11 protein-coding genes are annotated in these 13,371 nt (G+C 52.1%); 4 read left to right on the top strand and 7 right to left on the bottom strand.

The genetic code is table 11. From position 1 onward, the window contains the following. Positions 1 to 215: 215 nt before the first annotated feature. The 4 genes from frr to rpsB all read right to left on the bottom strand — a co-directional run bounded on the left by frr (position 216) and on the right by rpsB (position 3,495). Entirely contained in the window at positions 216 to 773 is a 558-nt protein-coding gene (frr, locus tag HV345_RS19085) for a ribosome recycling factor (protein WP_016151760.1), read from the bottom strand. A gap of 139 nt (positions 774 to 912) precedes the next feature. Then, complete coding sequence (gene pyrH, locus HV345_RS19090; protein ID WP_005132114.1) at positions 913 to 1,638, bottom strand: UMP kinase; 726 nt, start codon at positions 1,636 to 1,638, stop codon at positions 913 to 915. A 145-nt stretch (positions 1,639 to 1,783) separates the two neighbouring features. After that, positions 1,784 to 2,635 (bottom strand): translation elongation factor Ts, encoded by an 852-nt coding sequence (gene tsf / locus HV345_RS19095; RefSeq protein ID WP_016151759.1) that lies wholly within the window; start codon positions 2,633 to 2,635, stop codon positions 1,784 to 1,786. A gap of 134 nt (positions 2,636 to 2,769) precedes the next feature. After that, complete coding sequence (gene rpsB / locus HV345_RS19100; RefSeq protein WP_016151758.1) at positions 2,770 to 3,495, bottom strand: 30S ribosomal protein S2; 726 nt, start codon at positions 3,493 to 3,495, stop codon at positions 2,770 to 2,772. Between the two features lie 449 nt (positions 3,496 to 3,944). On the opposite strand from rpsB, the gene map reads away from it, so the two are divergent. The 4 genes from map (at position 3,945) to HV345_RS19120 (ending at position 8,878) form a co-directional block, all read left to right on the top strand. After that, entirely contained in the window at positions 3,945 to 4,739 is a 795-nt protein-coding gene (gene map, locus HV345_RS19105) for a type I methionyl aminopeptidase (protein ID WP_181635931.1), read from the top strand. A gap of 114 nt (positions 4,740 to 4,853) precedes the next feature. Further along, positions 4,854 to 7,526: a bifunctional uridylyltransferase/uridylyl-removing protein GlnD gene (glnD, locus tag HV345_RS19110; RefSeq protein ID WP_016151756.1), complete on the top strand. Its 2,673-nt coding sequence runs from the start codon at positions 4,854 to 4,856 to the stop codon at positions 7,524 to 7,526. Positions 7,527 to 7,557: 31 nt separating this feature from the next. After that, positions 7,558 to 8,382 (top strand): 2,3,4,5-tetrahydropyridine-2,6-dicarboxylate N-succinyltransferase, encoded by an 825-nt coding sequence (gene dapD / locus HV345_RS19115; RefSeq protein ID WP_003829186.1) that lies wholly within the window; start codon positions 7,558 to 7,560, stop codon positions 8,380 to 8,382. A gap of 109 nt (positions 8,383 to 8,491) precedes the next feature. Then, positions 8,492 to 8,878: a DUF3461 family protein gene (locus HV345_RS19120; protein WP_003018562.1), complete on the top strand. Its 387-nt coding sequence runs from the start codon at positions 8,492 to 8,494 to the stop codon at positions 8,876 to 8,878. Between the two features lie 42 nt (positions 8,879 to 8,920). Here HV345_RS19120 and cdaR read toward each other — a convergent pair whose 3' ends face one another. The 3 genes from cdaR to dgt all read right to left on the bottom strand — a co-directional run bounded on the left by cdaR (position 8,921) and on the right by dgt (position 13,307). Then, a complete protein-coding gene (cdaR, locus tag HV345_RS19125; RefSeq protein ID WP_016151755.1) occupies positions 8,921 to 10,078 on the bottom strand; it encodes a DNA-binding transcriptional regulator CdaR in 1,158 nt (385 codons plus the stop codon). 148 nt (positions 10,079 to 10,226) lie between these two features. After that, positions 10,227 to 11,660, bottom strand: a complete 1,434-nt coding sequence (degP, locus tag HV345_RS19130) for a serine endoprotease DegP (protein WP_016151754.1) — start codon at positions 11,658 to 11,660, stop codon at positions 10,227 to 10,229. A gap of 129 nt (positions 11,661 to 11,789) precedes the next feature. Then, a complete protein-coding gene (gene dgt / locus HV345_RS19135) occupies positions 11,790 to 13,307 on the bottom strand; it encodes a dGTPase (protein WP_046275348.1) in 1,518 nt (505 codons plus the stop codon). Between the last annotated feature and the right edge of the window lie 64 nt (positions 13,308 to 13,371).

The raw sequence follows: 13,371 nt of genomic DNA on the forward strand, positions 1-13,371 counted from the left end.
CATCCAGAAGAATTTTACTCGTCATACTTCAAGTTGCATGTACGTTGGCTCTCCTCGTACACCCCTGTCACGCACGGGTGTACGCTCCCGGGGATGCCCTGCGTCGCCGCCTTCCTGCAACTCGAATTATTTAGAGTATATAGACAGAAAAAAGCAAAACGCCGCCATCCAGCCTTCTCAGGCCTTCTAAGCGGCGTTTTTAGCGTACAGGCGAATCAGAACTGCATCAGTTCCGTTTCTTTCTCTGCCAGCGCCGCATCAACTTTCTTGATAGCTGCGTCAGTCAGTTTCTGTACGTCGTCCTGAGAACGGCGATCGTCATCTTCGCTGATCTCTTTTTCTTTCAACAACGCTTTCACTTTGTCGTTGGCATCGCGGCGTACGTTACGTACGGCAACGCGCGCGCCTTCAGCTTCGCCACGCACGATCTTGGTCAGATCTTTACGACGTTCTTCAGTCAGCGGCGGCAGCGGAACGCGGATGTCGGAACCCGCAGAGCTTGGATTCAGACCGAGGTCGGAAGCCATAATTGCTTTCTCAACGGCTGGCCCCATAGAACGGTCGAACACGTTGATTTTCAGGGTACGGGAATCTTCAACCGTTACGCTTGCCAGCTGGCGCAGCGGGGTCGGTGTGCCGTAATATTCCACGACAATACCATCCAGCAGGCTAGGAGAAGCACGGCCCGTGCGAATTTTGCTGATTTGGTTTTTGAACGCTTCGACGCATTTGTCCATGCGTACTTCAGCATCTTTTCTGATATCGTTGATCACGTTACGAATCCTTGAAAGCTTGTTTCAGTCAGACCATACCCACCACGCAAGATGTGACAAGTATAGTCTTGATTAATTTTGAGGGACGTATCCCGCGACATTAAAGCGGAATATTACCTGCATTTAGCCGCAACGGGAATTATTCCGTGATTAACGTGCCTTCTTTTTCACCCATAACAACACGGCGCAGTGCACCCGGTTTGTTCATGTTAAAGACACGAATCGGTAATTTGTGGTCACGAGCCAGCGTAAACGCCGCAAGATCCATCACTTTCAGCTCTTTATCCAGTACTTCAGCATAGGTCAACTGTTCGTACATAGTCGCCGTTGGATCTTTAGCCGGGTCAGCCGTAAATACGCCATCGACTTTGGTGGCTTTCAGTACCACATCCGCTTCAATTTCAATACCACGCAGGCAAGCCGCAGAGTCGGTAGTGAAGAACGGATTGCCAGTACCCGCAGACAAAATAACAACGCGGTTGTTACGCAGCAGGCTGATTGCTTCCGCCCAGCTGTAGTTATCACACACGCCATTCAGAGGAATTGCGGACATCAAGCGAGCGTTCACATAGGCGCGGTGAAGCGCATCGCGCATCGCCAGACCGTTCATGACGGTGGCTAACATGCCCATGTGGTCGCCCACAACGCGGTTCATCCCTGCTTTCGCCAGACCAGCGCCACGGAACAGGTTACCACCACCAATCACTACGCCAACCTGGATACCCAGCTCAACCAGCTCTTTGATTTCCTGAGCCATACGGTCAAGGATGCTTGCATCAATACCGAAGCCTTCTGAACCTTGCAGAGCTTCGCCACTTAACTTAAGCAGAATACGTTTGTAGACGGGTTTTGCATTGGTAGCCATGTTTCTTTCCTGAGACTGTCAACGAATGAGATGAATTAATTCCGGCGACATTGTATGTCGCTTTTCAGCATGACCACTATAGCGGTTCGCTGAATTTACAAGCCAGACACAAAAAGAAGCCGCCCTCAGGCGGCTCCTTTAAAAATTAAGACTGCTTGGACATCGCAGCAACTTCTGCTGCAAAGTCAGTCTCAACTTTCTCGATGCCTTCACCCACTTCAAAGCGGATGAAGCCTGTTACATCAGCGTTGTGCTCTTTCAGCAGCTGACCAACAGATTTGCTCGGATCCATAACGAAAGGCTGACCAGTCAGAGAAACTTCGCCGGTGAATTTCTTCATACGGCCTTCAACCATTTTCTCTGCGATTTCTTTCGGCTTACCAGACTGCATCGCGATGTCCAGTTGAACCTGGTATTCTTTCTCTACCACTTCAGCAGAAACGTCTTCCGGCTTAACGAATTCTGGCTTGCTTGCAGCAACGTGCATTGCCAGCTGTTTAACCAGCTCTTCGTCAGCGCCAGTTGCAGCAACCAGAACACCGATACGAGCACCGTGCTGGTAGTTACCCAGAACTTCGCCTTCCAGGGAAGCAACGCGACGGATGTTGATGTTCTCACCGATTTTAGCAACCAGAGCAACACGTTCTTCTTCGAACTGCGCTTTCAGAACTTCAACGTCAGTGATTTTGCCAGCAACGGCAGCGTCCAGTACTTTGTCAGCAAATGCCTGGAAACCAGCATCTTTAGCAACGAAGTCAGTCTGGCAGTTAACTTCCAGAATGAAAGCGATGTTGCCGTCGATTTTGGTTTTGATTACGCCGTCAGCAGCAACGTTGCCTGCTTTTTTCGCCGCTTTGATTGCGCCGGACTTACGCATGTTTTCGATTGCCAGCTCGATGTCGCCATTAGCTTCAGTCAGTGCTTTTTTGCAATCCATCATGCCTGCGCCAGTACGCTCACGCAGCTCTTTTACCAGGGATGCGGTAATTTCAGCCATTCTAAAATCCTCGGAAGATTTGATCTGCCCGGCATGAAACCGCACAGATTTAAAAGTGAAAAAGGGGCCTAAAGGGCCCCTAACCAAACGTGATACTACCTGGTTTATAAGGGGGCTCGAACGAGCGTGCCTTATTATTCAGCTTCTACGAAGCTTTCTTCCGCCTGGGAAGCCAGATCCTGAGAACGGCCTTCACGAACGGTAGTAGCTACAGCGCCCAGGTACAGGGTCACAGCACGGATTGCGTCGTCGTTACCCGGGATAACGAAGTCAACACCGTCCGGATCAGAGTTGGTATCAACGATAGCAAATACTGGGATACCCAGGTTGTTTGCTTCTTTGATAGCAATGTGCTCGTGGTCAGCATCGATTACGAACAGAGCGTCCGGCAGACCGCCCATGTCTTTGATACCGCCCAGGCTGTTTTCCAGTTTCTCAAGCTCACGAGTACGCATCAGCGCTTCTTTCTTGGTCAGCTTTTCGAAAGTACCGTCCTGAGACTGAGTTTCCAGATCTTTCAGACGTTTGATGGACTGACGAACGGTTTTCCAGTTAGTCAGCATGCCGCCCAACCAGCGATGGTTCACGAAGAACTGGTCGCAGTTGTTAGCAGCTTCTTTCACCGCTTCGCTTGCAGCGCGTTTAGTACCAACGAAAAGGATTTTACCTTTACGAGCAGAGATCTTGTTCAGTTCAGCCAGAGCTTCGTTGAACATCGGTACAGTTTTCTCAAGGTTGATGATGTGAACTTTGTTACGCGCACCGAAGATGAACGGCTTCATTTTCGGGTTCCAGTAACGGGTCTGGTGACCGAAGTGAACACCAGCCTTGAGCATGTCGCGCATGGAAACAGTTGCCATGATTAAAACCTCTATATATAAAAGTTGGGGTTAAGCCTCCACGCATCCCATATTACCGACCCCAAAGGGCACCCCGGAATATGTGCCGATACGTGTGTGTTGTTACACAAAGTGAGATTTGTCGCTCCCGTCCATCGTGTGTAGTCTTCAAATGGATCGGAAGTCCGGCGCGCTTTATACCACAAATACGCTACCGACACCAATAATTGTTGGCGGTGCGTGCTGAATGAACGATGAATTTCGTGTTACAGGGAGGCAGCCAATTTTTGCATCTCCGGGCGCTTACATGCAGTAAGCGGTTGGAGTGAGCAAATACAGCCAACACACCTGTGGCACGAAAGGCGAAGTTCAGAATGATTCTCAATTTGGCAGCATGTATGCCGGACTGATACCATTGGCACCACTTAAACAATTATTGCCGATATCATCGGCACTGATGGACAGAATTCATGGCTATCTCAATCAAGACCCCTGAAGAAATCGAAAAAATGCGCGTCGCTGGCCGTCTGGCCGCCGATGTACTGGAAATGATCGAACCGTTTGTTAAGCCAGGCGTCAGCACCGGCGAACTGGATCGCATCTGTAATGACTACATCGTGAATGAGCAGCAGGCCATTTCCGCCTGCCTGGGCTATCACGGTTATCCGAAGTCCGTGTGCATCTCTATTAATGAAGTGGTGTGCCATGGGATCCCGGACGACGCCAAGCTCCTGAAAGACGGCGATATCGTCAACATCGACGTAACCGTGATTAAAGACGAGTTCCACGGTGATACCTCGAAAATGTTCATCGTCGGCAAACCAACCATTCTGGGCGAGCGTTTGTGCCGCGTCACGCAGGAAAGCCTGTATCTGGCGCTGCGGATGGTAAAACCAGGTATTCGCCTGCGCACGCTGGGCGCTGCGATTCAAAAATACGCGGAAGGCGAAGGCTTCTCTGTGGTTCGTGAATATTGCGGTCACGGCATCGGTCGCGGCTTCCATGAAGAGCCGCAGGTTCTGCACTACGATGCAGACGACGGCGGTGTGGTACTGCAGCCGGGCATGACCTTCACCGTAGAGCCCATGCTGAATGCCGGTGATTACCGCATCCGCACCATGAAAGACGGATGGACGGTGAAAACTAAAGATCGGAGCTTGTCTGCTCAGTACGAGCATACTATTGTGGTGACGGAAAAAGGCTGTGAAATTCTGACATCACGCAAGGATGACACCATCCCGGCGATCATCACACACGACGAATAATGTTTTGCCTGATGGCGATGCACCCGCATCTTATCAGGCCTACAAATTGTACTACTTCGTAGGCCGGGTAAGGCGTTCACGCCGTCATCCGGCTTTTTTAATGGGTGGCGCATAATGAATACTCTTCCTGAACAACACGCAAATACTGCCCTCCCCACCCTGCCAGGCCAACCGCAGAACCCCGGAACCTGGCCGCAGCACGATCTCAATTGCCCCGGCATTAAAGCGCATATCGACACTTTCCAGCACTGGTTAGGTGACGCGTTTGACAGCGGGATTTCCGCAGAACAGCTGATTGAGGCCCGCACCGAGTTTATTGACCAGTTACTGCAACGTCTGTGGATTGAAGCCGGTTTCGGTCAAATTGCCGACCTGGCGCTGGTTGCCGTTGGCGGTTACGGGCGCGGCGAACTGCATCCGCTTTCCGATATTGACCTGCTGATCCTGAGTCGTAAAAAGCTACCAGACGCGCAGGCCGAAAAAGTTGGCGAACTGTTAACGCTGCTATGGGACGTGAGGCTCGAGGTTGGGCACAGCGTGCGCACGCTGGAAGAGTGTCTGCTGGAAGGATTGTCAGATTTAACCGTCGCCACCAACCTGATTGAAACACGCCTGCTGATTGGTGATGTGGCGCTGTTTCTTGAGCTACAAAAGCATATTTTTAGCGAAGGTTTCTGGCCATCCGATAAGTTTTACGCAGCCAAAGTTGAAGAGCAGAATCAGCGCCACCAGCGCTATCACGGCACCAGCTACAACCTGGAGCCGGATATCAAAAGTAGCCCCGGCGGCCTGCGCGATATTCATACCCTGCAATGGGTGGCCCGCCGCCATTTTGGCGCCACCTCACTGGATGAAATGGTCGGTTTCGGCTTTTTGACGCAGGCAGAACGTGCCGAGCTGAATGAATGTTTGCATATCCTGTGGCGCATTCGCTTTGCCCTGCATCTGGTCGTTAGTCGTTACGACAACCGTCTGCTGTTTGATCGTCAGCTCAGCGTGGCGCAACGCCTGAACTACGGCGGTGAAGGCAATGAGCCTATCGAGCGGATGATGAAAGACTATTTCCGCGTCACACGACGGGTCAGCGAACTGAACCACATGCTGTTGCAACTGTTCGACGAGGCGATCCTCGCCCTGCCCGCCGATGAAAAACCACGTCCGATTGATGACGACTTTCAACTGCGCGGCACGTTGATTGATCTGCGCGACGACGACCTGTTTATTCGCAAACCCGAAGCGATATTGCGGATGTTTTACATCATGGTGCGTAATAGCGCGATCAGCGGAATTTACTCCACTACGCTGCGCCATTTACGTCATGCCCGCCGTCATTTAACGCAGCCGCTGTGCTACATCCCGGAGGCGCGTTCGCTGTTTCTCAGTATGTTGCGCCATCCGGGCGCGGTAAGTCGCGGCCTGCTGCCTATGCATCGCCACAGCGTGTTGTGGGCCTATATGCCGCAATGGTCGCATATTGTCGGCCAAATGCAGTTTGACCTGTTTCATGCCTATACGGTGGATGAACACACTATTCGCGTAATGCTCAAGCTGGAAAGTTTTGCTAACGAAGAGACCCGTCAGCGCCATCCGCTGTGCGTGGATCTGTGGCCGCGTCTGCGACAGCCGGAGCTGATTCTGATTGCCGCGCTGTTCCACGATATCGCCAAAGGTCGCGGCGGCGATCACTCGGTTCTCGGCGCCCAGGATGTGCTCAAATTCGCCGAACTGCACGGTCTGAACTCCCGCGAAACGCAACTGATCGTGTGGCTGGTGCGCCAGCATTTGCTGATGTCGGTTACCGCTCAGCGCCGCGATATTCAGGATCCCGAAGTCATTAAGCAATTCGCCGAAGAGGTGCAAACGGAACATCGCCTGCGCTTTTTGGTGTGCCTGACCGTCGCAGATATTTGCGCCACCAACGAAACGCTGTGGAATAGCTGGAAGCAAAGCCTGCTGCGCGAGCTGTACTTCGCGACGGAAAAACAGTTACGCCGCGGAATGCAAAACACGCCGGATATGCGTGAGCGCGTACGCCATCATCAGCTTCAGGCGCTGGCGCTACTGCGCATGGACAACATTGATGAAGAAGCGCTACACCATATCTGGTCGCGCTGTCGCGCCAACTATTTTGTACGTCACAGCCCAAATCAGCTGGCCTGGCATGCACGTCATCTGCTGCAACACGATCTCAGCAAGCCGCTGATCCTGCTCAGCCCGCAGGCCACGCGAGGCGGGACGGAAATTTTCATCTGGAGCCCTGACCGCCCTTACCTGTTTGCTGCCGTCTGCGCCGAACTGGACAGGCGCAACCTTAGCGTCCACGATGCGCAGATTTTCACCACCCGCGATGGGATGGCGATGGATACGTTCATTGTGCTGGAACCAGACGGTAGCCCGCTGTCGTCAGACCGACACGAAGCGATCCGTTTTGGGCTTGAACAGGCGATCACCCAGCGTAGCTGGCAGCCGCCGCAACCGCGTCGCCAGCCGGCAAAATTACGTCACTTTACCGTCGATACCGAGGTCACTTTTCTGCCGACCCATACCGACCGAAAATCATTTCTTGAGCTTATCGCTCTCGACCAGCCAGGACTGCTGGCACGGGTCGGGCAGATTTTTGCCGATCTGGGAATTTCGCTGCATGGCGCCCGAATTACAACTATTGGCGAGCGAGTAGAAGATTTATTCATAATCGCCACCGCCGACCGGCGCGCCCTTAATAATGAGCTGCAGCAGGAAGTGCATCAACGGTTGACAGAGGCCCTCAATCCAAACGATAAAGGGTAATGTTTTTATTTATTATGGAAAGAGTTTAACAATGCAGCAGTTACAGAACGTTATTGAGTCCGCTTTCGAGCGCCGTGCCGACATTACTCCGGCAAATGTAGATACCGTAACCCGCGAAGCGGTGAATCAGGTTATTTCTTTACTGGATTCCGGTGCACTGCGCGTCGCAGAAAAGATTGAGGGTCAGTGGGTCACGCATCAGTGGCTGAAAAAGGCGGTCCTGCTCTCTTTCCGTATTAACGATAATCAGGTTATCGAGGGTGCGGAAAGCCGTTACTTCGATAAAGTGCCGATGAAATTCGCCAACTACGACGAAGCGCGCTTCCAGAAAGAAGGTTTCCGCGTGGTTCCGCCTGCGGCAGTGCGTCAGGGCGCGTTTATCGCCCGTAACACCGTGCTGATGCCGTCTTACGTGAACATCGGCGCTTATGTTGATGAAGGTACGATGGTTGATACCTGGGCGACCGTGGGTTCCTGTGCGCAAATCGGTAAGAACGTACACCTGTCCGGTGGCGTTGGTATTGGTGGCGTACTGGAACCGTTGCAGGCTAACCCGACCATCATCGAAGACAACTGCTTCATCGGCGCGCGCTCTGAAGTGGTTGAAGGCGTGATCGTCGAAGAAGGCTCCGTCATCTCGATGGGTGTGTATATCGGCCAGAGCACCCGTATTTACGATCGCGAAACCGGCGAAGTGCATTACGGCCGCGTTCCAGCGGGCTCCGTGGTCGTCTCCGGCAACCTGCCGTCGAAAGATGGCAAATACAGCCTGTACTGTGCGGTGATTGTGAAGAAAGTCGATGCCAAAACGCGTGGCAAAGTGGGAATCAACGAACTGTTACGCACCATCGACTAACAGCGATTTGAAAAAGCGGGCTTAGCCCGCTTTTTTTACATCTGCGAGTGGCATAAACAAGGCTTTTCGTTAATTATTCAATGGTTATAGTGAGCTTAAGGGTACCGCTATGTATGACAATCTGAAAAGTCTGGGCATTACTAATCCTGAAGAGATCGATCGTTACAGCCTGCGGCAAGAAGCCAACAACGATATCCTGAAAATCTATTTCCAGAAGGATAAAGGCGAGTTTTTTGCCAAGAGCGTGAAGTTCAAATATCCCCGTCAGCGTAAAACGGTTGTCGCCGATGGCGTCGGCCAGGGTTACAAAGAAGTGCAGGAGATCAGTCCCAACCTGCGCTACGTGATCGACGAACTGGATCAGATCTGCCAGCGAGATCGCAGCGAAGTCGATCTTAAACGCAAGATCCTCGATGATTTACGTCACCTGGAAAGCGTCGTGACCAACAAGATCAGCGAGATTGAAGCCGATCTGGAAAAACTGACGCGCAAATAAGTAGATTGTTGCCTGATAGCGCTACGCTTATCAGGCAATTAATCAATGCTGCTCATCCAGCTGCAACGCCACATACAGCAGCAGTCGATCGTCAAAATTCCCCAGATCCAGCCCGGTCAGCTCTGAAATACGGTTCAGGCGATACTCCAGCGTATTACGGTGAATAAACAATGCTTTTGAGGTCGCCAGCGGCTGAACGTTATGTCGAAACCATGCCGATAATGTTCGACGCAGCAAACCGTTGTTATCCATCGCTTTCAGCCTTACCAGCGGGCGCGCCAGCTCATTGGCCTGCCAGCCGCCGCGCAGGCTGTCCAGCAGCACCGGCAGCATCAAGTCCTGATAGAAATAGCTCCGGCTTTCCGGCATCCGCTGCTTGCCGACCATCATGGTGGTGCGCGCCGTACGATACGAACGGGCAATGCTGCCGGGCCCGGTAAAATAGTTGCCCAGCGACACGCGAAAACGCAGTTGTCCATTCTCTTTCATGCGGGCAATCAGTTGCTCAACGCGCTTGCGATGATCTTCAGCGTCCCAGCGGCCAAACTGATTGAGCGCTGGTTTCAGCACCACCATCTCGGTCAGAGAAACAATCGCAATCAGATTATTACGTTCGGGTGTAGTCAACGCGTTCTGCAATTGCTGTAGCTCCGCCATCGCACTATCAACGCCAAGCTGACCGCTGTCGACCTCCACTACCGCCACCACGCGCGGCTGGTTCAAATCAATGCCCAATCGCTGTGCCCATTCCATCAGCGCCGGGGTATTCTCTTCAGCCTGAATCAGGTTCATCACCAGCTCTTCACGCAGACGGCTATCCTGCGCTAACAGATGCATCAGACGCGACTGTTCCAGCATCATTTCGGCGGTCATGCACACCAGTTCGCCATACTTGCGCAGATGTTCCGGCTCGCCAGTAAGACCGATAACGCCAACGATTTCGCCTTCCAGACGCAGCGGCAGGTTTATCCCCTGACGCACGCCGTGTAAATGCCGGGCTACCGCATCGTCAATATCGACCACCCGACCTTGTGAAAGCACCAGCAGCGCGCCTTCGTGCAATTCACCAATTCGTTCGCGATCGCCGCTGCCAATGATCCGCCCGCGGGCATCCATTACGTTGATATTGGTATCAATGATGCGCATGGTTCGCGCTACGATATCCTGCGCCATTTTGGTATCAAGATGCCAGCCAGCCATAAACCCCTCCTGTGAGCAGAGCTCAAGCATAGGGAAGATAATAAGCGGCGGCATTGTGCAACTGCACAAAGCGAGAGGGAGAAGTATGGAGTTGTGGGAAGTATCACAAAAAGAAACCCCTTCCTGTGCAGGAAGGGGTTTAGTGAGATTACTGCATCAACAGATAGATGGAGCTGTCACCACGCTGAATGTTCAGCGCCAGTACAGCCGGTTTGCTGTCGAGGATTTTACGCAGTTCGGCGATATTTTTCACCGGCTGCTGGTTCGCACCGATAATCACATCCCCTTTCTTCAGGCCAATCCGTGCAGCCGGAGAATTCGCTTTCACCTCGCTGACCACGACCCCTTTGTCCTGGCCTTTGTTGCTCATATCAGCCCCTTCAATGCCTTTGAAGATAGAGCTGGAATCAACCTGAGTCTGGCTGCTCTGCTGCAGTTCCAGATTCACAGTGACCGGCTTACCGTCACGCAACAGGCCAAGGTTAATTTTGCTGCCTACCGGCATCGTACCCACCTGCGCACGCAGGGCGGCGAAGCTGCTGATCGGTTTACCGTTCAGGGAGGTAATCACATCCCCGGCTTTAATACCTGCTTTCGCTGCGGAAGAGTTCGGCATCACCTGGCTGACAAATGCGCCACGCTGAGCATCAACTTTCATCGCTTTCGCCAGCTCAGAGCTCAGCTCGGTACCCATAATACCCAGCTCACCGCGTTTAACCTGACCAAACTCAACCATCTGTGACGTCAGGTTTTTCACCATGTTGCTCGGGATTGCAAAGCCGATACCGATGTTACCGCCGTCCGGCGCAAGGATCGCGGTGTTAATACCGATCAGCTCACCGTTCAGGTTAACCAGTGCGCCACCGGAGTTACCCCGGTTGATCGCGGCATCCGTCTGAATAAAGTTTTCGTAGTTTTCCGCGTTCAGGCCGCTACGGCCCAGCGCAGAAACAATACCGGAGGTCACGGTCTCACCGAGGCCAAACGGGTTACCAATTGCTACGGTGTAATCACCCACACGCAGCGCGTCGGAATCTGCCAGCTTAATCGCCGTCAGGTTTTTTGGATCCTGAATTTGGATCAGCGCGATATCGGAGCGCGGATCTTTACCCACAATCTTCGCATCAAATTTACGGCCATCGCTCAACTGAACCTTAATCACCGTGGCGTTATCCACCACGTGGTTGTTGGTCACGACATACCCTTTCGCGGCATCAATAATTACGCCGGAACCCAGGGCCATAAATTTCTGCTGCTGGCCGCCGCCGTTGTCAGCGCCCGGCGCGCCGCCCTGGCAGAACGGTGAACTCTGGAACGGTGAACCGTCCTGGCAGAATGGTGAATTATCACCGAAGAACTGCTGGAAATTACGCGGCATACGCGGCGTATTTACCGTCGTGCTCCCCTCGACGTTAATGCTTACCACCGATGGCATCACTTTTTCGAGCATCGGGGCCAGGCTTGGCATCTGTTGGGCGGTCATTGCTGAAGACGACGTCTCAGCCGCTGTGGCAGACAGGGGGGACAACGCCAAACCTAAACTCAGAGCCAGTGCACTCATTGCTAATGTGGTTTTTTTCATGTGTTTCGTTCTCGATTAACAGGTAACGCAAAATTGCTGTATACGTCAGAGTCGTTTTATAGCGCTAAGTTCCAGAATTGAGTTTAAGGAAAAAGTAAAATTTTATTGGCCGTCTTTACAAATGAGTATTTATTGTTCTACGGCCATCAAGCGACGATATTCATCCCAGGCATACAGATCGGTCATCCCGCTGATATAATCCTGAATCAGCCGGCAGCGATAATAATATTCCATTACCGAAAACTCAGCGCAACCCGTTGATATTTTACTAACCGCCTCGACATAAGCAAGACGATGGCGAGTAGACAACTTCTGAAATAATCGTGATTCGATAGGAAAACGTTTAACTCTTTCATTGTCGACCAGCTCAGTAAAATCTGACTGGGACATTTTTAATAAAGGCTGATAGATCTCCAGCAACCCGCTGATCACCCGATACCCCTGCAATTCCAACTGCTCAACGTCCGGATGACTAAATACGTGTTTTACCGCCACATTTTTATAGACCCCCAGCAACTGACTAAAGCTACTGGCATCTTCTAACAGCGCGTGATTAAAGCTGCCGTCAAAAACCTGCGGTAAATTATCAATAAACCGCTGGGCTGCATACGGCACCAGTTTATTCAGCGTATTGACGCGTAAATACATAAAGAACTGATCTTCCGTGCTCCGGCTTAATGTATTTGAACGTGATTTCTCCCAGGCATTCTCAACAACCTGACTAAACAGGGAACCTTTTTCGTGATGCCCCCACGCCTCATGCAGATGGTGATAAAGTTGCTCGACGCTAAAGATTCTTTTCTCAACGGCATCTTCCAGGTCGGCCACGCAATAAGAGATATCATCGGCAGCTTCCATTATCCAGGTTAATGGAAAGCGACTGTAGGGCGCTAATGATAATTCTTTACGTAACCGTTCAATATACGGTTCTTCAGAAAGGTAATAGCCCGGTTTCTTCATCAAATAGTTATGCGTCGTAGGCGTACTTCCACGCCACCACGCCGGACGGGTATATTTTAAAATACCGCCAACCTGAGCCCAAGTAAGATTCATACGCATCAAAGTATGCACCAGACGAATCCCTTGGGCATTACCTTCAAAATGGCACAGGTCCTGGCGCACCTTACGGCGAATATCATTCAGCGACTCTTCGCCTTCGCGCAAACGTAACGCCGCCACCAGGCAGCGGTCATCGCTGAGGGGCTGACTTTCCGCGTCGGCGGGATACAGCCGCTGGCGGAACCAGTCATTAATCGCCGCTTCACCAAAATGACCAAACGGCGGATTGCCAATGTCATGCATCAGGCACGACATTTCGACAATACTCTCAAACGGTCCCGTCAGTTCATCCAGACCATACTGCTCCAGCAGTTTTAGTTCTTTCAGTCGGCTGAGGATCTCTTTAGCGATATAGCGCCCAACTTGCTGAACTTCCATCGAGTGCGTCAGGCGCGTGCGCACCGCCGCGTTACGCTCCAGCGGAAAAACCTGGGTTTTTTGTTGCAGTCGGCGAATAGCCGGAGAATTGATAATACGTCCACGATCGCTTTCGAAAATACGCAGGATCTCATGCTCCGTCTTCACGCCCTGCGGCGAACGGTAACGACGATGCCAGTTTATTTTTTTTCGGAAATCGATCTGTACCATATCCTCTCCCGCCTGAGAAATGCGCTACCCCTTAAGCGCATGATAGACTATGCCCTCAAATCTG

The organism is Citrobacter sp. RHBSTW-00986, from assembly GCF_013783065.1.
Lineage (GTDB): Bacteria > Pseudomonadota > Gammaproteobacteria > Enterobacterales > Enterobacteriaceae > Citrobacter > Citrobacter braakii.